The sequence below is a fragment of the Promicromonospora sp. NPDC052451 genome (assembly GCF_044547525.1).
Lineage (GTDB): Bacteria > Actinomycetota > Actinomycetes > Actinomycetales > Cellulomonadaceae > Promicromonospora.
This window is the reverse complement of record NZ_JBIUAP010000004.1, coordinates 311,476-329,821: the sequence shown is the minus strand read 5'-3', so window position 1 is coordinate 329,821 and position 18,346 is coordinate 311,476. Positions and strand designations below refer to the sequence as shown.

Sequence of the window (18,346 nt, the reverse complement as noted above, 5' to 3'; positions counted from 1 at the left end):
CTCACGAGTGAAGGTCGGACGATGAGGGCGCGTTCCGCGCCGCTTCGCGAGCCGGCCGGCGGGCGGCGAACGCGCGCCGCAGGGCCGAGGCGGCCTTCTCCACGGCGTCCGTCGCGTCCGCCATGACGCCGAGGGTCTCGATGAACCCGTGGATCTGCCCCGGGTAGTCGTGGACCTCGACAGGAACCTGGTCCGCTCGCAGCCGCCTGGCGTACTCGACGGACTCGCCGCGCAGGATGTCGTGCTCGGCGGTGATCAGGACGGTCGGAGGGACACCGCGCAGCGTCGTGGCGTGCATCGGCGAGACCACCGGGGACCGCCGCATCAGCCGGTCCGGGACGTAGGCGTCCCACAGGTACCCGATCCGCTCGAACGCCGTCCTGCCGTAGTCGGCCCGGCCCGCGAAGCCGGCGTAGGACTCGACGAACCGCCGCTTGGCCGCGGTGTCCATGGTGCTGTCCAGCACCGGGTACACCAGCAGCTGCAGCACCAGGTCGAGCCGGGCGTCCCGCGCCCGGAGGGCGCTCGCCGCGGCGAGGTTGCCGCCGGCGCTGTCGCCCCCGACCGCGACCCGGTCGAAGGTGCGCCGGGCCCAGCCGACCGCGGCCCACGAGTCGTCCAGCGCCGCCGGGAACGGGTGCTCGGGTGCGAGCCGGTAGTCGATGGCGAGGACGGCGCACCCGGCACGGTTCGCGATCGCCCGTGCCACGCCGTCGCACGAGTCCAGGTCGCCGAGCATCCAGCCCCCGCCGTGGATCCAGACCAGCACGTCGCCGTCGTCGTCGCCCGGCCGGTAGAGCCGCGAGGGGACGCCGCCGGCGTCGACCGTCTCCACGGAGACCACGTGCTCCGGGGGACCGCCGACCGCCAGGACGTGGTCACGGGCCTGTCTCCGCAGGGCGGCGAGGTCACGGCCCCAGTAGTTCGGCTGGGGCGCGAGGGAGTCGAGGTACGTCCGCACCTGCGCGCTGGGCATCGGTGTCGTCATGGGGGCTCCTCCTTGAGCTGGGCCTGTGGTCCTCGGCAGGCAGGCGTGAGCGACCACTCCTTCGTGGGCTCGGGGGTGTCGGTCAGGACCCGTGCGGTCGGGGTACCGGCCAGGGCCGGGCCTGCCTGCGGGGCACGGGTTCGAACGGTGTCGTCATGGAGCTCCTCCTTGAGCTGTACCGGCCTGCGGGTGCACCAGACAGGTGAGGAGTAACCGCTCCTTCGCGGGTTCTCGGTCTGCAGCCGGTCGCCGGTGGTCGCGTGTCGCACCATCCGCCAAAACCGACTGACTGGTCAGTCTGTGCTTTTGAATCTAGCTCTCCGGTGCTCGCCTGTCCAAGGGGTCCGGGGTGGTGTAACCGTTTCGTGATGCGGTGGACCCGGTGGCCCGCCGTCGGGCAGCCGGGTGGTGCGCCACTGGGGGAGCCTGCCGCGCGGGCCGGCTCCCCCTGGGGTTGGCGCGACAGGTCCTCCTGGACCGGTGCGCCGCGTTCGTGGTCAGCCGGCCAGCTGTTCCCTGGCGGTGCCGGTGTCCTGGAGGTTGGTCATGTTGACGAACCGTCCGTCACGGACGCGGTACAGGGCGTACTCGGTGATCTCGAACGAGGCGCCGGTCGGAGCGACGCCGAGCCATTCCTTGACCGGGGTGCCGGTGTTGGTCAGGCGTGCGGCGATCTCGTGGCCGTTGACGCGAAGGTCCTCGAGGCGCCATGTCAGGTCCGGCACGGCGTCCACCTGGGCGGTCAGTGCGGCGCGGACCTGGTCGCGGGTGACGGGGTCGCCGAAGTGCGTGAGCTGGTCGGCGACGAACTCGTCGAGGCGGTGGAGCTCGTGGGCGTTGAGTGCTGCGATGTAGCGCTCGTAGAGCTCGCGGAGTTCGGTGTGGGTCATGTCGGCTGTTCCTCTCGGCTGGTGCTGCGTCACGCAGGTCGCCTCGTGTCGCCGATGGCGATCGAGGTGCGGGCGCAGGGCAAGCCTGAGCGCGTGCACGGCTAGGATCCATAACGTGCCGTCCGCAGTTCCTTACGCGTCGTCTACTTCCGCGCCTGTGCCGCCGGCGAGTGATCCGGTCGCGGACGCGATCGGGCTGCTCAGGCCTCGTACCGTGGTCTGTCCGGCGCTGCGGGCCGGCGGGGCATGGGCAGTGCGGTTCGAGGCGTTCCCGCACGTCAAGATCGGGGGCGTGGTGCGCGGCGAGACCTGGTTGTCTCTCGACGGGCGCGAGCCGGTGCACCTGCGTGAGGGCGACTTCTACCTGCTGAGCAACCCGCCGGCCCACGTGCTGGGCAGCGGCGCGTCGGTGGAGCCGCTGCCGGCCGCGCAGCTGTGGGAGACCGCGGTGGAGGGTGCCGTGCGTACCGGGTCGGGCGACGACGACACCTACCTGTGCGGCGGGTACTTCTGGTTCGACGAGTTCAACGCTCCGATCCTGCTCGACGTCCTGCCGGAGCTGGTACACGTGCGCGCCGACGACCCCCGGATCCGTGCGCTGGCCTACGTGACCGAGCTGCTGTCCGGCGAGGTCGGGAACTGTGCCGTCGGGCGTTCCCTCATCCTCGACCACCTGGTCCAGATCCTCCTGGTCCAGGTGCTGCGTTCTCACGCGGAGCAGTCGGATCGCCCGGTCGGGTGGCTGGGGGCGCTGGTCGACGACGGTATCGGCGCGGCGCTGCGGGCGATGCACGCGGACGTGGCCCACCGCTGGACCGTCCAGGAGCTCGCCGGGATCAGTCACCTGTCGCGCTCGGGATTCGCGAAGTCGTTCAAGCGGCAGGTGGGGATCGCGCCGCTGGAGTACCTGATCCAGTGGCGCATGAGCCTGGCGCGTGACGCTCTCCGGCGCGACACGCAGACGATCTCCGAGCTTGCCTTCGCCACGGGGTACGAGTCCGAGAGCGCGTTCAGCACCGCGTTCCGGCGTGAGGTCGGCGCCTCGCCGAAGCAGTTCCGCGACCGTGCGCGCCGGGCGGCCGGGACCGAGGAGCCTCGCGAGGCGCCGGCCCTCGGCGTCGCCTGAGCGACGGGGCCGGCGCCGGCGGCCCGACAGGGGGATCGACAGGCCGTGGCTGCCGGCGCGGGGGATGTCTTGAATGACGGCATGACCTCTTCGAACATCCACGTGTCCGTTCCCGACCGCGTCGTCGGCCTTCCGGCGGCCCGGAGCAGGCACGGCGGTCGTGCCGACCTCATGGTGCGCATGCTGCAGGTGGGGGACCCGCTCGCCGACGCCGTGATCCTCGAGTTCGACGAGCTCGGCCGGCCCGCCCGCACCGCGCTCCGACGCGGTCTCGCCGAGGGGCGGGCGAACGTGCCGGACGCCCCGCCGGCCGTCGACGCGTTGCTGGCTCACGTGGAGACCGTGCCCGGCTGGGTCTCGCCGGAGCTGCTGGACGACGGGGACCTGATCTCGCTCGCCGTACCGCCGCACTGGCGGTTCCTGGCCTTCTCCGGCGGCTCCCTGGCGCACACCTACCGCTCCCCGGCCATCGCCCGGCTCCTCGTGGGCACGGGCCGGCTGACCGCCGCGGCCCCGCGCCGGCTCGCCGAGACCGGGCTGTGGAACGCCTCGACGATCCTTCCCGGCGGGCTGCGGCACGGCGCTCCCGGCTATGTGCAGACCGTGCAGGTCCGGTTGCTGCACGCACGCGTCCGGGCCTCGGCCACGGCGCACGGCTGGGACGCCGGCCGCTGGGGCGTGCCGATCAACCAGGCCGACATCGCCCGCACCTGGCTGGACTTCACCGTCGTGCCGTTCGCGTTCCTGGAGGGCGTCGGCTACCGGCTCACGCCCGACGAGCAGTCCCGCCTCTACCGCTACTGGTGGTACGTCGGCCACCTGCTGGGCCTCGACGAGACGTTCTTCCTCGACGTCGAGGAGCATGCGCAGGCCGGTGAGCTGCTCGACCTGCTGGACTCGACCACGGCCCCGCCGGACGAGAACAGCCGCGCCCTGGTCGGGGCCCTGTTCGACGCCGCTACGGCGACGCTCGCCGCGGGGCCGGACTCGCCGATGGACGCGGCAGGCTGGCGTGACCTGCTGAACGCACTGGCCGGTCGCTATCACGGCAAGGACGCCGCGGCGCTGGGGATCCCGGACTCGCCGCTCACGGCGGTGCTGCCGCTGCTCGCGGCGGCCGAGGCGGCGTCACGTCACTACCAGGCGCAGGTTCCCGGCGGCGTGCAGCAGGCGGTGGAGAACGGCATGCGCACCGTGCGTGGGCTGGTCACCGCGCTCGCGGAGAGCAGCACCGCCTATCAGGACCACGTCGCGACCCCGTGATCGGCCCTCGGGCCCCGTCCATGGCGGGGACCCGGGGCCGGTCAGGCGCGGAGGGCGGCCACGGCCTGGTCGAACAGGTCCACCGGATCGCTGGTGCCGCCCGACTGGCGCCACGCCTCCACCGCGACGTCGAGACAGGCGAGCGCCGCGGCGATGACGGCGCGGGCCCGCGGGTCGGCCGTCGCGCCGGGCTCGATGCCCAGGCGCCGTTCGATGTCCGGCGCGAGCAGCTCCTGCCAGCGCAGGTGCTTCTCGAGGTGGCGCGCGCGCAGCGACGGCGCCTCGGCGTACATGTCGGCGATCTGCAGCGGGGTCGCGGAGTCGCTGGCCTGCTCCTGGAGGCCGATGAAGGTCTCGCGGAGCGCCTCCCACGCCGTCTCCGTCGCGGGGCGCGCCTCGAGCGTGTCGCGCACACGGAGCCCGAGTGCCTCGAGGTCGCCCATCACGACGTCCTCCTTGCTCCCGAAGTAGTGGAAGAACGACCGCCGCGAGATCCCGGCGGCGGCCGCAATCTGGTCGACGGTCGTCGCCTCGTAACCCTGCTCCACGAACAGGCGCAGAGCCGTGTCGGTGATCTCGGCATGGACGGCCCGCCGTGTCCGTTCGCGCAGCGTCAGGCCATCAGGCTGTGGATCCATGGGCCCACCCTACCCTCGGTACATGTCTTGCATCCGGTGCAACAAACTGCCTACAGTGCAGTATGACTCCCGTCGACTTCACGTCCCAGACCACCATCGTCACCGGCGCCAGCTCCGGCATCGGCGTCGCGTTCGCCCGCGCTCTCGCACGGCGCGGCTCCGACGTGATCCTGGTCGCCCGCCGTCGCGACCGCCTCGAGGCGCTCGCGGGTGAGCTCGAACGCGACCACGGCGTGCGTGCCACCCCGATCGCGCTCGACCTCAGCACGCGAGGGGCCGGACAGGCCCTCGCCGACGAGGTCGCAGCGCGCGGCCTCACCGTGACGAGCCTCGTCAACAACGCCGGCTTCGGTACCGACGGGCCGTTCCACGAGGAGGATCCCGACCGCCTGCAGGACGAGATCGCCGTCGACGTCGCGAATCTCGTGGACATCTCGCGCGCCTTCATCGAGCCGCTCCGTCAGTCAGGTCGCGGCATCTTGGTCAACGTGGCGAGCATGGCCGCCTACGCGCCCGGGCCCGACATGGCCGTCTACGGGGCGTGCAAGGCCTTCGTCCTGAGCTTCACCGAGGCGCTCTGGTACGAGTCGCGCTCGAGCGGGCTGCGCGTGCTCTCCCTCGCCCCCGGCCTGACCCGCACCGAGTTCTTCGACGACCTGGCCGGCGGCGCCTACAACGGCAGCTACCAGACGCCCGAACAGGTCGTCGAGACGGGCCTGCGCTCGCTGGACCGCGGCAACCGCCGGCCCAGCGTCGTCTCGGGCCGGCTCAACGGCATCGCCGCGGAAGCCGGCCGCTTCTTCACCCGCCGCCGCGCCGTGATCCTCTCCGGGCAGTTCGGCGCCCGCTCACGCAACACACCGGCCGCAGCGCCCGCCCGCTGAGGTCGTGACCGCCCGGGCTCCACATCTCGGCGTCGAGCGGCGTCTTAAGGGAGCAAGCACGTTCCGCTCACCTGGAGGTCCACGTGACCAGCATTTTCCGTTCGAAGACCCTTCGGTTCACCGGCATCGGCGTCGCGGTGACGACCCTGTGCGTCACCGGTGCCGGGATGGCGGCCGCGGCCAACCCGGCCTCGGCCTTCGGCCAGGCGGTCGGCACCGCCGTGCACGCCGCCGGCGTCGACTGGTCCGACCTGCCCGACGGCTACACGCAGGCGCAGTACGAGGCGTTCTGGGGCGCCGAGTACAGCGGCGAGGACCTCGCCGCGCTGCAGGAGCTCTGGTCGCTCGACGAGACCGAGGCCAAGTCCCGCGCCGGCCAGGCCATCCTCGACGGCGAGCAGCTCCCGTTCGCACCCGGCACGCACACCACCCCCGAGCTCCCCGCGGGCGAGCAGGCGGCGACCGCCGCGTTCCTCGACGCCGGCTACACGTCCGAGGACGTCGAGGAGCTGAGCGCCCTGTGGGACACCGAGTACGTGGAGACCAAGGTCCGCGCCGGCCAGATGGTGCTTGACGGCGAGGACCTGCCCCTGGACGCTGCCACGACGTCCGGTAGCTGATCCGTGCGCCCGGCACCGCCGACGACTCGCCAGGAGGCGGCCATCGACACCCTCACGCTGCGTATCGGCTTCGAGATGGAGCTGCTCGCGCCCGCCGGCTCCGACCGGCAGGTGCTGGCACGTGCTCTCGCCGCCCGGACCGGCGGTGAGGTGCGCCGGTCCTTCCACACCGACAGCGAGCCGTCGGCCGTGCCGGGCGTCGGCGTCTTCCGCCACCTCTCCCCGGCGTTCGACGTGGTCGACGGCGACGGCGCTCCCGTGGCGAGGCTCGTGGACGACATCACCCTGGTGGCCGACCTGGCCGGAACCACCACCAGGCCCGGGCACCGCGAATGGTACCGGGTGCTGTGCGACGAGCCGCGCCTGCTGCGGCTGATCGAGCGGTCGACCGATCCCGACGCCGCCCTGCCCGAGGTGCTGGCACCGGTGGCCGAGCTCTTCGGCACCCGGGTGGAGATGAGGGGCGGGGCGGCACGGGTGAACGACACCGCGGGAGCCACGGTCGCCGTCGCCATGCCGCTGCCGGCCGGGCGCGAGCGGCCCTGCGAGATCGTCACCCCGCCGGTCGGCGCGAACCACGGCGCGGTGCTCGACGGGCTGCTGGGCACCGCGCGCGACCTCGGCTTCACCGTGCCCGCCGAGGCCGCCGTCCACCTGCACCTGGACGGCGCACCGTTCCGGCGGCCCGCGGCGTTCGCGAACCTGGTCCGGCTCTTCGGGCACTGGCGCGAGCCGCTGTGGGAGGCGCTGGGCACCAACCCGGCCTGTCGCCGCCTGGCTCCGCTGCCCGCGGAGCTGCTCCGGCTCGTGGAGCGTCCGGTCCCGCCCGGGGCCGGCCGGACCTGGGCGGAGCTGGCCGCGGGCGCCCGCGAGATCGGGCTGACGAAGTACGCCGACGTGAACCTCACCCAGCTCGTCGCACCGCACCCGGTCCGGGACACGGTCGAGGTACGGATCCTGCCCGGGGCGCTGGAGAGCGAGGACGTCCTCCGGAGAGCCGCGCTCGTCGAGGGCCTGGTACGGCGGTGCCTCGACGACGCGCCCGTCCCGCGACCGGGCGCCGCGGCGGCGTCCGACCCGGTCGCCGCACTGCGGGCGCTCGCGGCGGACGGGGCCGGCCGATGACGAACCGGACGCGACCGGCCCCGGTTCCCGTGCGCGGCCCGGACGGGGAGAACCAGGCCGGGACGCTGGGCGAGCTGGTGCGGACGCACCTGCCCGGCCTGATCCGGTACGCGACCGTGCTGGTGGGCGACCAGCACACCGCCGCGGACCTGGTGCAGGAGGTGCTGCTGCGAGCGCACCAGCGGTGGCACCGCATCGCCCTGACCGAGCGGCCCGACCTGTACCTGCGGCGCATGGTCACCAACGAGCACCTGTCCTGGCGCAGGCGCTGGCACGTGCGGATGATCCGCCCGACCGCGGACGATGCCCTGGCCGGCCACGCCGGCGCCGGCGGTGACCCCGCGGAGAACCTCGCCCGGCAGGACGCCGTCTGGCACCGCCTCGCGCAGCTCCCCGCCCGTCAGCGCACGGTGCTCGTACTGCGCTACTACGAGGGGCTGGCCGACGCCGAGATCGCTACCGTGCTCGATACGTCGCCGGCCACCGTCCGTTCCCACGCCTCGCGTGCCCTGGCCACGCTCCGCAGCACCGATCCGACCCTCATGGAGGCACCATGACCCAGGACCGCACCGCCGGCACGCCGGTGCAAGGACCCCGGCAGGGCGAGGACGGGCCCGACGACCTCGCCCTGCACATCGCAGCGGCCCTGAGATCACGTGAGCCCGGCGACGACGACGTCGCGGCGACCGCCCGGCGGATCGCCGACCGCCTCGCGGCGGTCGACGGCCGGGACGGCGTCGTGCCGCCGCACCGGCGCGTGGGCGCCATAGCGGTCACGGGCGTGGTCGCGTCGGCTCTGGGCGTGGTGGGCGCGGGGGCGGCCGCCGCGGCAGACCCCTACACCCCGTTCGCGGTCGCCGTGGACGGTATCGCCCAGGCCGTCGGCGTCGAGTGGTCGTCCATGCCCCGCGGCTACACCCGCGAGCAGCACGACGCGTTCTGGGGCGCCGAGTACACGGCGGCAGACCTCGAGGACCTCCGTGAGCTGTGGCATGTCGATGCGCTGGAGGCCAAGGCCCGCGCGGGCCAGATGATCCTCGACGGGGAGAAGCTCCCGGTGGCGCCCGGCGGGACCGCGGCCGACGGCTCGCCCGCGCCGTACCTGGACGAGGCGGAGGAGGAGGCCTACCGCGAGGCCGGGTACACGTTCGAGGACGCGGAGCGGCTCGCGGAGCTGTGGCGCGTCGACGCCTACGAGGCAAAGGCGCGCGCCGCCGAGATGCTGCTCGACGGCGAGACGCCCCCGCTGCCCTGACTCAGGACGGCTCGGTCAGCGCCTGTGTGCCGATCACGGCGAGCAGGTCGAGCAGCTCGGCGCTGTCCGTGCCGGGCGTGGGGGTGAACCACAGCAGCCGTTGCCGGCCGTCCTCGCTGAACAGGTTGAGGCAGTTGACATCGATCAGACCGAGCTCGGGATGGTTGATGCGCTTGCGGCCCCGGCGTCGGAACGCCACGTCGTGCCTGTCCCAGAGCCGCGCGAACTCTGCCGAACCCTCCTGCAGCTCGGCGATCATCGATCGTGCCTCGGTGTCCCTGCTGCCCCGGCGGGCGGCTCCCGCGCGGAGGTCGGCGACGAAGGCCCGGGACTGGGCGTCATGGTCGGCCTCGGGGTAGACGGCGCGGGACGCCGGGTCCATGAACCAGCGGTAGGCGAAGCTGGCCTGCCTGCCGGTGAAGCGGGAGTGATCGCCCACGAGGGCGACGGCGAGCGGGTTCTGCACCAGCGTCACGTGCAGGTCGGTGATGATCTTCGCGGGCGTCGGGCCCAGGCGGGTGAGCAGGTCCAGCATCCCGGGCTCGACGTGCGAGGCGGGGCTGCCCGCGGGCGGCACGGGCCGCTCGGCCAGGTGGTAGAGGTGGTTCCACTCGTCGTCGGTCAGCCGCAGCGCCCGGCCCAGTGCAGCGAGCATCTGCTCGGAGGGCTGGGAGCCGGCGCCGCGTTCCAGCTCGTTGTAGTAGTCCACGGAGGCGCCCGCCAGCTGGGCCACCTCGTCCCGCCGCAGGCCGGGCACGCGGCGTCGGGGACCAGGCACCAGCCCGACGTCCTCGGGCCGGATCCGATCGCGGCGCGAGCGCAGGAACGCGCCCAGCTCGGCGTACCCGGTGGTTCTCATGCCCCGAGTATCACGTGCGCGGGGTGGCGGTCACAGGGGATCACGTCCCCTGGTTCACTCCTGCGAGGTCTTGCACCGTGGGTTCCTCGCGAACAGACCACGCAGAGACCACGAACAGACGGAGGATCCACCGTGACCAGACAGCTCCTTGCCCCACGACCCCGCGCGACCGTTGCCGTGCTCGCCGTCGGCGCGATGCTGGCGGCGTGCACCGCCGCGCCGGCCTCGTCCCGGACGTCCGCCGACCGGACGGGCGCCTGGCAGGAGCGTGCGCCCATGGCCCTGGAACGGCAGGAGCTCTACCCCGAGGTCGTCGACGACCTGATCTACGTGGCCGGGGGACTCCTCAACCCCAACACGGGGGTGTCCGCCCACTTCGACGCGTACGACCCGGTCGCCGACGCCTGGCAGCGGCTGGCGACGCTGCCGCAGGCCAGGCACCACGTCGGCCTGGCCGAGGCGGACGGCGCCCTCTACGCCGTCGGCGGGTTCAGCGGCGGGTTCCCCCGGTGGCGGGCAGAGCCGGACACCTTCGTCTACTCGCCGGACGACGACACCTGGTCCACCGGCGTCGACCTGCCGGAACCGCGTGCCGAGTTCGTGATCGAGAGCGTGCGGGACCAGGTGTTCGTCATCGGCGGGCGGGTCCGGGAGACTCCTGACGCCACGACGTTCACCACCCACGTCGACAGCGACAGGAATGAGATGTTCGACCCGGCGACCGGAACGTGGACACGGCTCGCTCCGGCCCCGACCCTGCGGAACAGTGCCGCGTCGGCGGTCGTCGACGACCGGATCTACGTGATCGGCGGCCGGGAGTTCTCGCTGGCCGAGGACGGCTCCGCCGTCCAGGAGAACGTCGCGACGGTCGAGGTGTACGACCCGGCCACCGACGAGTGGGAGACGGTCGCCCCGCTGCCCGAGGCCCGCGGTGGTCTGGCCGCGGCCGTGCACGACGGTGCGGTCTACGTGTTCGGCGGCGAGCAGCACCACCCGGAGCCGCTGGTGTACGACGACGTCTGGCGGTACGACCCGCGGGCTGACGAGTGGACCGAGGTGGGAAACCTGCCCACGCCGCGGCACGGCCTCGGCGCCGCCACGGTCGGTGACGTCGTCTACACCTTCGGCGGGGGCACCGAGGTGGGCGGGAACTTCGCCGTCGCGCGCACCGAGGCATTCACGCCGGAGTGATGCGTCATCGCCGGGGCGCCGCAGTGTCCAGGGAGGTGATGCCCGCACCACCAGCAGACCGAGGAGCCCGCCGTGATCGTCCGGATGATCGAGTGTGACAGCTGTGCCCGCTGGGACCGGGTCGTCGAGGGCCGTCCCTCCCCGGGGACGCTGCGTGACCGGGGATGGCGGCTGTGGCAGTCCGGCCGGGCCGGGTGGCGGCACCTGTGTCCCGAGTGCGTCCGGGTGCTCGAGGGCTCTCGCCGGTCCGGCGACGGCGCGGCGCCGCGCCAGGCGCAGGGCCCCCGTTCCCTGTCGGCCGGCAAGGTCGACACCGAGCTCGCGCGGATGGTCGCGGAGGGCGAGGGCTGGGTCTTCGACGCCCAGGACCACCTGCGGACCGCGGACGGGCGGCCCGTGGCGAGGAGCATCGAGCTGGCCGCCGCCGCGATGCGGGCGCAGGGCTGGTTCGCCGCGGACGGCTCGGTGCGGTGGGACCAGGTCGAGGCCGTGGGCAGCGTCGAGACGTGCGTGCGGCGCGCCGCGTACGCGCTCGAGGCGCTCTGACAGTCCCGTGACGGCCGCTGCCACGCACCTCCGTGTGCCCGACGTCACCGTTGACCCGCGCAACGGCGCCCCGCACGATGGATCGCGAACGTGTTCCCGCGACGGGGACGCCCCCGCGCGCGTGACGCCGGAGCGGCCCTCGCCCCGTCTCCCCGTGCGATGCGCCGGAAAGTCGATCTGATGTCCGCTACCTCTGCCCAGGCGCCTGCCGGCGACGAGTCCGATGTCGCGCTCGCCGAGCGGGTCCGGTCCGGCGACGAGCAGGCGTTCGCGGTGCTCTGGGAGCGGCACGCCGAGGCCGCGGCGCGTGCGGCACGCCAGATCACGCAGCGGTTCGACCCGGACGACCTGGTCCAGGAGGCGTTCGTCCGGATCTTGTCCGCGCTCCGTGGCGGGAACGGACCACGCGAGGCCTTCCGCCCGTACCTCTACGCCGTGCTGCGCAACATCTCGATGAACTGGGCGCGGGACCGCGCGGACGAGCCGCCGCTCGACGACCTGGTGGCGTCCATGGACCCGGACGCCATGTTCGAGGACCCGCTGCTCGCGCGGACCATCACCGGTCGTGCCTTCAGCAGCCTCCGTCCGGAGTGGCGGTCCATCCTCTGGTACACCGAGGTCGAGGGCGTCCCGGCCCGCGAGGCGGCGGCCTACCTCGGTGTCACCCCGAACGCGGCGGCCGCGCTCGCCTACCGCGCACGCGAGGGCCTGCGGGTGGCGTGGCTGCAGGCGCACGTGCAGGCGGCGGCGGTCGACGGCGACTGCCGCTGGGTGGCGGAGCGCGTGGGCGCCTACCAGCGGGGCGGGCTGGGCCGGCGCGAGTCCGGCCGGCTGGAGGAGCACGTCGCGACCTGCCCCGCCTGCTCGGTCCTCGTGGCCGAGGTCTCCGAGCTCTCGCACAGCCTGCGCGCGGTGCTGGTCCCGGTGCTGGTCCCGGTGGTCCTGGGATCGGGTGTGCTGTGGCCGGCTGCCGGGGCCGGGGGCGGCGCCGTCGTCGGGGGAGCCGGGGCCGTGTCGCACGGTGGCGGGTCGGGTGGCGCCGGGCTCGCCGGGGGCGGGGGAGCCGCTGGGACCTCGGCCGCGTCCGCGGCGACCGCCACGCTCGCGGCGGTCGCCGTGGCGGCCGTGGCCGTGCTGGGCGCCAGCGCGTTGATCAACCGTACGCGGCCGGACGTCGTCGCGGAGGCCGCGGCGAGCACGGCGCCGGAGGAGGGGCCGAGGCGGCCCGGGGAGCGGCCGGCCGGCCGTGGCGGGTCGCCCGCCGCACCCGGCCAGGACGACGACGCCGGCCGGGGCCCGGCCCGCCCGGCCACGCCGGAGCGCGCCGAGGCACCGCCGGCGGCCGTCGCCGACCCCGGTCGGTCGAGCACCGCCGAGCCCGCCGGGAGGCCGGGCAGTGCCGAGCCGGCCGGTCCCGACGTCGCCCCGACACCGGAGCCGGCCGCCGTACCCGAGCCGACGGCGCCGGTCTCGCCGACGCCCCAGCCGACGGTCCTGCCGACACCGGAACCAGAGCCCGAACCTGAACCAGAGCCTGAACCGGAGCCCGAACCGACGCCCGTCCTGGCCGCGCCGTCGGTCACGCGGGTCCAGGACCGCGGCCTGTACCTCCCGACGGTCCACGGGACCGGGGTCCCGGGGGCCGAGGTCGTCCTCGTCGACGGCTCCGGGCTCCCCGTGGGCAGCACGCTGGCGGACGAGGACGGGCGGTGGGCGGCGACCGTGCAGGACGATGCACCGGTCGCCGAGGGGACCGTCCTGCGGGCACGGCAGGAGTCGGACGGACAGGTCTCGCCCCTGAGCGACACCATCGGTCCGCTGCGCCTGAGCACGCCCACGATCCTCGACCTCGCGGACGGGAGCGCCGCACCCGTGGTCGCCCTGTCCGGGAAGGACGGCGCCGAGGTCGAGATACTGGTCGACGGCGTGCGGGCCGCCGTCGTCCGGGCGGCCGGCTACGGGCCCGAGCTGCTGGTCCTGTACGGGCTGGCACCGGGTGAGCACACGCTGGGGGTGCGCTACCTGGACCCGGCCCAGAAGCTGGTCGGGGCGCGGGTCGAGCGGACGTTCACCGTGGTGCCGGGCGTCTCCGGCGACCCGGACCTCGCGGCCGGTCCGTGAGCAGCGGTTCCGGTAGGCGGTAGCCCGGCGTCATCGTTCGCGGTCGGCCGTGTCCAGGTTCGCGGAACCACCCGCGAGCTCGAAGGACAGGCAGATGACGAGTAGGGCGCGGCACCGCCGCCATCTGGTGGCGGTCCCGGAGCCGCTCCAGGACGACACCGCGATCCGCCGTGCGCGGGCCATGGCCGCCGCGCTCGACGCGGAGGTGCACCCGGCCCTCGGCCCGAGCACCACGCTCGGCGGGGACGGGCTCGCCGTCTCGCTGCTCGATGCCGGGCGTGCTCGCCTCGTCGTCGTGATCGAGCGCCTCCCGGGCGAACCGGCGCGCTGGGCCTACACCGTCGCGGGGTTCGCTGCGGACGGCGCCGCGACGGGCCACGACGTCACGGAGAGCCACGAGGACGCGCTGCGCACCGCGCGCGACGTGCTGGCCGCTCCCGGGTAGCGCGCGGATCTCCGCGTTCCCGCGTCATCGGCGGGGCGCGGGCGTGTCCTGGGTGGTGTGAGGTCCGAGGTACGAGAGGAGAGCTCATGCGCGTCATGCTCGTGACGGCGACCGGGGGAGGCCTGTCCCAGCTCGTGTCGTTGCGGGCCTGGTGGGGTCGGCACGACCGCCACTGGGTCACCGTGGAGGAGCCGTACGCCCGCGCCGCGCTGGCGGGCGAGGAGGTCACGTGGGCCTACGGTCCTGACCGTCGGGGCCGCGGGCACACCGTCCGCAACACGGTGCTCGCGCTCCGGCTGCTGCGGGTGGAACGGCCCGACGTGGTCGTGGCGACCGGCGGACGGCTCGCGGCGTCGTACCTCCTCGCGGCCCGCCTCCTCGGCATCCGGTCGGCCTACCTCGAGGCCGTCGACCGGATCGACGCCCCCACACCCGCCGGCCGCCTCTGCTACCCGCTGGCCGACGTCGTCTGCACGCAGCGCGCGGCGCAGGAGACGCTCTACCCCGCGGCCGTCACGATCGGGACCGCGCTGTGACCGGCCACGGGGCGGGCGACGCCCCGCTCCGGGTCGTCGTGTCGGTCGGCACCGGCCCCTACCCCTTCGACCGGCTGGTGCGCGCCGTCGACGCCTGGGCGCAGGACTGGGGCGAGCTCCATCACCGTCCGGTGGACCTGTGGGTCCAGCACGGTCACAGCGAGCCTCCGCAGCGCGGGCAGGCCGTGCGCACCGTCGTGCGCGGGGAGCTCGTCGACCGGTTCCTGACGGCGGACGTGCTGGTCACGCACGGCGGTGCCGCAACGGTCCTGGACGCGAACGCGGTCGGGCGCCGCCCGGTCGTGGTCCCGCGCCGCCGTCACCTCCGTGAGCACGAGGACGACCACCAGCTCACCTCCGGGCTCGCGCTCGCCGACCAGGGCCACGTCTGGCTGGCGCCGACGGTCCCGGAGATCGCGATACAGCTCTCGCGGATGGCCGCCGACCCGGCCACGGGCGTCGTGCCGCCCCGGCAGCACGGCACGCGTGCGGCGGCGCTGCGCCTCGAGCACGAGCTCGACCGGATCACCGGCACGAGCCGGCCGGCGGGCACCACGTTGCGGCGGTTCGCCGCGCTCACCCGCCGCCGGGACGAGCACCGGGGCCCTCGGCCGTCGGCGCCCCGGCACGCACGATGAGACGAGGGCTCGGCGGGACACGGTGGTGCGAGCCGTCGTGGCGGGTCAGCGGTCCGTCCCCGCCGCGACGGCGGCGTGGTCCCGCGTCCCGACGACTTCTGCGGCGGGCAGTGCCGCGGCCAGCTCGAGCCGCTCCGCCTGCGACAGCTCCACCGACGCCGCCCCGAGGTTCTCGTCCACCCGTGACCGGCGGCGCATCCCGGGGATCGGTACCGCACCCTCGGCGATGACCCAGGCGAGCGCGATCTGCGCCAGGCTCGCCCCGTGGCGCCGAGCGATCGCGGCGACCCGCTCGACCAGCCGGCGGTTGGCGGCGAACGCCTCGGGCTGGAAGCGGGGGAGGGTGCGCCGGGCGTCATCGTCCGCGAGATCGTCGAGCGATGTCACGCTGTCGGTGAGCACACCGCGCCCGAGCGGGGAGAACGCCACCAGGCCGATGCCGAGCTCGCGCATGGTCGCCAGCTCCTCGTTGTGCAGCACGTCCCGGGCGAACAGCGAGAACTCCGACTGCACGGCGGCCAGGGGATGCACGGCGTGCGCACGGCGGATGGTCGGGGCCGATGCCTCTGACAGGCCGATGTGCCGTACCTTGCCCTCCGCGACCAGCTCCGCCATCGCCCCGACCGACTCCTCGATCGGTACGTCCGGATCCACCCGGTGCAGGTAGTAGAGGTCGATGTGGTCCGTCCCGAGATGCTGCAGGGACCAGTGCGCTGCCTTGCGGAGGTACTCCGGGGTGCCGTTGCGACCGTGGACCGTGCCGTCGTCGTCGGTCTCCGCGGAGGCCTTCGTCGCGAGGATCACCTGATCGCGGCGGGAGCCGAGCGCACGCGCGATCAGCTTCTCGTTCTCGAACGGGCCGTACGCCTCGGCGGTGTCGATGAAGTTCACTCCGGTGTCCACGGCGTGGCGGAGCGTCGCGATCGACTCCGCCTCGTCGCTCGGACCGTAGTAGGCGCTCATGCCCATCGCGCCCAGGCCGATCGGCGGCACCCGGAGGTCGTCGCCGAGCAGCACCGGTTCGAGGGTGCGGGCGTGGTCATGCGTCATCAGGTGTCTCTTCTCTGTCGGCCACGTACGCGCGGTACGCGGCGATCTTCCGGTCCAGTGCCGCCAGGTGCTCCTCCGTCCGTCTCAGGCGCGCGACGACGACCTGCCGGTGCGCCTCGAAGAGCTCCAGACGCTGCCGCTCCGTGCCGGCGGTCCGGCTCAGTGCCGCGACCTGGCGGATCTCCGCGATCGGCATCCCGGTCTCGCGCAGCATGACCAGGCCGGCGAGCCAGTCGAGGTCGCCGCGGCGGAAGCGACGGTGTCCGTTGCTGCGGCGGGGCGTGGGGTCGAGCAGCAGGCCCTCGCGCTCGTAGTAGCGCACGGCCTGCACGCTCAGGCCGACGGCAGCTGCGGCGTCACCGATCGACAGGCCCGTCTCGGGGACGTCGACATCGAGCTGCGGGGTCAGGGCGGGTGGCACACGGTCCATGACACAACCTGTAGCGCGCTACAGGTCAAGCCGCCTGCGCTGCTCCGCGGCGGATCAGGGTGCCGGCGTGGGCGTCCCGAGCCGTGGCTGCGCGGTCAGGGGGTCGTCCCCGGGTGGGGAGACCGGTCCGCGACCAGGTCCGCGTCGGCGCCGAGCCCGAGCAGGAGGACGTCCACCAGCCGCTCGGCGGACGCCTTCCAGTCCACGTTTGGGCTCACGCTCGCGATGCCTCCGATGGCCCGGAGCAGGTCGAGCGGCTGGATCGCGGTCGTGAGCCGGCCCGTGGCCCGCGCGCTGCGGACCAGCGCGTCGACGCACGAGGCCAGGCGGTCCGAGGAGTCGCGGAACAGGGCGTCCGGGCCCTGCAGGAGGGTGCCGAGAGCCTCGGACATGCCCTGCTTGGAGTCGAGGAAGTCGACGAACAGCAACAGCCACTCGCGCAGGGCCACGACCGGTTCCTGCCGGGCCCTGAGGTCGTCCGCCGCCGCGACCAGTGCGCCGACCTCGTCCTGGTAGACCGCCTCGATCAACGCGTCCCGCTGCGGGAAGTGCCGGTACAGCGTGGCGATGCTGACCCCCGCGTCCCGTGCCACCCGCTCGAGGCTCACGTTCGCCCCGTCGGCGGCCATCGCGTTCCTCGCGGCGGCGACGAGGCGCGACCGGTTGCGAGCCGCGTCGGCGCGCGGCCTGCGTCCGGACGGCGTCGGTCCCGGGCTCGGCCTTTCCATGGGACGAGCATAAGCGTAGGGTGCCTACGGAAGTAATTCGTAGGCACCCTACGTTTCAGATCCCGAGGGAGTGAACCGATGTCGGAACGTGTCGTCCTGATCACCGGATCGACCGACGGTGTGGGCCGCCGGCTCGCCGAGAAGCTCGCAGCGCCCGGGACCCAGCTGCTCATCCATGGACGGGACGAGCGGCGGGGCGCGGAGGTGGTGGCGGCCGTCGAGCGCGCGGGCGGCCCGGCCACCTTCGTCCCTGCGGACCTGGCATCGCTTGCCGAGGTCAGGACGCTTGCCGACACCGTCCTGCGCACCCATGACCACCTCGACACCCTGGTGAACAACGCCGGAGTGTCCGTTCCGGACGGACGCCGCCGGGAGAGCGCGGACGGGTTCGAGCGGCACCTCGCGGTGAACTACCTCGCGCCGTTCCTGCTCACCCGGCTGCTCCTGCCGGTCCTCGGCGTCGAGCGACCCTCCCGCGTGATCAACGTCGTGTCCGCCGCGCAGAGCACCGTCAGCTTCGACGACCTGATGCTGCGCCAGCGCTACAGCGGTTCCCGGGCGTACGGGCAGAGCAAGCTCGCCCTGGGCATGCTGACGCTGGACCTCGCCGGCCGGCACGATCCCGGGCGGCTGAGCGCCACGTGCCTGCACCCGGGCACCTTTCTCGACACGACGATGGTGCGGGCCGCGGGGATACCACCCGCCGGCTCGGCCGACGACGGAGCCGAGGCCGTGCGCAGGCTCGTGCGCGCCGAGCACGCGGCACGCATCACCGGACGGTACTTCGACCGGACCCGCGAGAGCCGGATGCACCCGCAGGCCTACGACGCCGACGCGCGGGCCCGGCTCCGGGACATGACGGAACGGCTGCTGGCCTGAGCGACGCCGCTCCCGCCGTGCTGGAGGCGGCAGCGGCGCCTGCGCGCTCTCGACGTGCGAGTGGGCGAAGCGGGTGGCGACAGTGGAGACACCGTTCGCACGGGGCGGGGCGGGCGGTTCCAGTGGTACGGGTC

General features: G+C 73.8%; 21 protein-coding genes. 14 read left to right on the top strand and 7 right to left on the bottom strand.

The window, feature by feature from the left end; genetic code table 11:
* Window position 1: 1 nt before the first annotated feature.
* Both ACIG47_RS09455 and ACIG47_RS09450 read right to left on the bottom strand, forming a co-directional pair.
* The gene (locus ACIG47_RS09455; RefSeq protein WP_397430575.1) at window positions 2-988 is read right to left on the bottom strand and encodes an alpha/beta hydrolase; all 987 of its coding nucleotides are present in this window, start codon (window positions 986-988) and stop codon (window positions 2-4) included.
* A 497-nt stretch (window positions 989-1,485) separates the two neighbouring features.
* Window positions 1,486-1,878: an ester cyclase gene (locus ACIG47_RS09450; protein ID WP_397430574.1), complete on the bottom strand. Its 393-nt coding sequence runs from the start codon at window positions 1,876-1,878 to the stop codon at window positions 1,486-1,488.
* Window positions 1,879-2,035: 157 nt separating this feature from the next.
* Between ACIG47_RS09450 and ACIG47_RS09445 the strand changes: the two genes are divergently transcribed.
* Together ACIG47_RS09445 and ACIG47_RS09440 are read left to right on the top strand one after the other, a co-directional pair.
* Entirely contained in the window at window positions 2,036-3,004 is a 969-nt protein-coding gene (locus tag ACIG47_RS09445; protein ID WP_397430573.1) for an AraC family transcriptional regulator, read from the top strand.
* Window positions 3,005-3,085: 81 nt separating this feature from the next.
* On the top strand, window positions 3,086-4,267 hold the full coding sequence (locus ACIG47_RS09440) for an oxygenase MpaB family protein (RefSeq protein ID WP_397430572.1): 1,182 nt from the start codon (window positions 3,086-3,088) through the stop codon (window positions 4,265-4,267).
* A gap of 41 nt (window positions 4,268-4,308) precedes the next feature.
* Here the strand turns inward: ACIG47_RS09440 and ACIG47_RS09435 are convergent, their stop codons facing one another.
* On the bottom strand, window positions 4,309-4,905 hold the full coding sequence (locus ACIG47_RS09435; protein WP_397430571.1) for a TetR/AcrR family transcriptional regulator: 597 nt from the start codon (window positions 4,903-4,905) through the stop codon (window positions 4,309-4,311).
* 62 nt (window positions 4,906-4,967) lie between these two features.
* Here ACIG47_RS09435 and ACIG47_RS09430 point away from each other — a divergent pair, with 62 nt between their 5' ends.
* The 5 genes from ACIG47_RS09430 (at window position 4,968) to ACIG47_RS09410 (ending at window position 8,789) form a co-directional block, all read left to right on the top strand.
* A complete protein-coding gene (locus tag ACIG47_RS09430) occupies window positions 4,968-5,789 on the top strand; it encodes an SDR family NAD(P)-dependent oxidoreductase (RefSeq protein ID WP_397430570.1) in 822 nt (273 codons plus the stop codon).
* Between the two features lie 83 nt (window positions 5,790-5,872).
* Window positions 5,873-6,409 carry a hypothetical protein gene (locus tag ACIG47_RS09425; RefSeq protein WP_397430569.1) on the top strand — a complete coding sequence of 179 codons (537 nt, stop codon included), beginning with the start codon at window positions 5,873-5,875 and terminating at the stop codon, window positions 6,407-6,409.
* A gap of 3 nt (window positions 6,410-6,412) precedes the next feature.
* Complete coding sequence (locus ACIG47_RS09420; protein WP_397430568.1) at window positions 6,413-7,534, top strand: amidoligase family protein; 1,122 nt, start codon at window positions 6,413-6,415, stop codon at window positions 7,532-7,534.
* Window positions 7,531-8,091 carry an RNA polymerase sigma factor gene (locus tag ACIG47_RS09415; RefSeq protein WP_397430567.1) on the top strand — a complete coding sequence of 187 codons (561 nt, stop codon included), beginning with the start codon at window positions 7,531-7,533 and terminating at the stop codon, window positions 8,089-8,091. The genes ACIG47_RS09420 and ACIG47_RS09415 overlap by 4 nt, the downstream gene beginning before the upstream one ends.
* Complete coding sequence (locus ACIG47_RS09410; protein ID WP_397430566.1) at window positions 8,088-8,789, top strand: hypothetical protein; 702 nt, start codon at window positions 8,088-8,090, stop codon at window positions 8,787-8,789. The genes ACIG47_RS09415 and ACIG47_RS09410 overlap by 4 nt, the downstream gene beginning before the upstream one ends.
* Window position 8,790: 1 nt before the next feature.
* Here ACIG47_RS09410 and ACIG47_RS09405 read toward each other — a convergent pair whose 3' ends face one another.
* Complete coding sequence (locus tag ACIG47_RS09405; RefSeq protein WP_397430564.1) at window positions 8,791-9,648, bottom strand: helix-turn-helix transcriptional regulator; 858 nt, start codon at window positions 9,646-9,648, stop codon at window positions 8,791-8,793.
* Between the two features lie 132 nt (window positions 9,649-9,780).
* Here ACIG47_RS09405 and ACIG47_RS09400 point away from each other — a divergent pair, with 132 nt between their 5' ends.
* The 6 genes from ACIG47_RS09400 (at window position 9,781) to ACIG47_RS09375 (ending at window position 15,125) form a co-directional block, all read left to right on the top strand.
* Complete coding sequence (locus tag ACIG47_RS09400) at window positions 9,781-10,839, top strand: Kelch repeat-containing protein (protein WP_397430563.1); 1,059 nt, start codon at window positions 9,781-9,783, stop codon at window positions 10,837-10,839.
* 72 nt (window positions 10,840-10,911) lie between these two features.
* On the top strand, window positions 10,912-11,385 hold the full coding sequence (locus tag ACIG47_RS09395; RefSeq protein ID WP_397430562.1) for a hypothetical protein: 474 nt from the start codon (window positions 10,912-10,914) through the stop codon (window positions 11,383-11,385).
* A 180-nt stretch (window positions 11,386-11,565) separates the two neighbouring features.
* A complete protein-coding gene (locus tag ACIG47_RS09390) occupies window positions 11,566-13,506 on the top strand; it encodes a sigma-70 family RNA polymerase sigma factor (protein WP_397430561.1) in 1,941 nt (646 codons plus the stop codon).
* A 94-nt stretch (window positions 13,507-13,600) separates the two neighbouring features.
* Complete coding sequence (locus ACIG47_RS09385; protein WP_397430560.1) at window positions 13,601-13,951, top strand: hypothetical protein; 351 nt, start codon at window positions 13,601-13,603, stop codon at window positions 13,949-13,951.
* Between the two features lie 86 nt (window positions 13,952-14,037).
* The gene (locus ACIG47_RS09380; protein ID WP_397418812.1) at window positions 14,038-14,487 is read left to right on the top strand and encodes a UDP-N-acetylglucosamine--LPS N-acetylglucosamine transferase; all 450 of its coding nucleotides are present in this window, start codon (window positions 14,038-14,040) and stop codon (window positions 14,485-14,487) included.
* Window positions 14,484-15,125 (top strand): glycosyltransferase, encoded by a 642-nt coding sequence (locus ACIG47_RS09375; RefSeq protein WP_397430559.1) that lies wholly within the window; start codon window positions 14,484-14,486, stop codon window positions 15,123-15,125. Before ACIG47_RS09380 ends, ACIG47_RS09375 begins: the two co-directional genes overlap by 4 nt.
* A 45-nt stretch (window positions 15,126-15,170) precedes the next feature.
* Here the strand turns inward: ACIG47_RS09375 and ACIG47_RS09370 are convergent, their stop codons facing one another.
* The 3 genes from ACIG47_RS09370 to ACIG47_RS09360 all read right to left on the bottom strand — a co-directional run bounded on the left by ACIG47_RS09370 (window position 15,171) and on the right by ACIG47_RS09360 (window position 17,333).
* Complete coding sequence (locus tag ACIG47_RS09370) at window positions 15,171-16,175, bottom strand: aldo/keto reductase (RefSeq protein WP_397430558.1); 1,005 nt, start codon at window positions 16,173-16,175, stop codon at window positions 15,171-15,173.
* Window positions 16,165-16,605 carry a MerR family transcriptional regulator gene (locus ACIG47_RS09365; protein WP_397418818.1) on the bottom strand — a complete coding sequence of 147 codons (441 nt, stop codon included), beginning with the start codon at window positions 16,603-16,605 and terminating at the stop codon, window positions 16,165-16,167. The genes ACIG47_RS09370 and ACIG47_RS09365 overlap by 11 nt, the downstream gene beginning before the upstream one ends.
* 95 nt (window positions 16,606-16,700) lie before the next feature.
* Complete coding sequence (locus tag ACIG47_RS09360; RefSeq protein ID WP_397430557.1) at window positions 16,701-17,333, bottom strand: TetR/AcrR family transcriptional regulator; 633 nt, start codon at window positions 17,331-17,333, stop codon at window positions 16,701-16,703.
* Window positions 17,334-17,411: 78 nt separating this feature from the next.
* On the opposite strand from ACIG47_RS09360, the gene ACIG47_RS09355 reads away from it, so the two are divergent.
* Complete coding sequence (locus tag ACIG47_RS09355; protein ID WP_397430556.1) at window positions 17,412-18,212, top strand: SDR family NAD(P)-dependent oxidoreductase; 801 nt, start codon at window positions 17,412-17,414, stop codon at window positions 18,210-18,212.
* Window positions 18,213-18,346 lie beyond the last annotated feature (134 nt).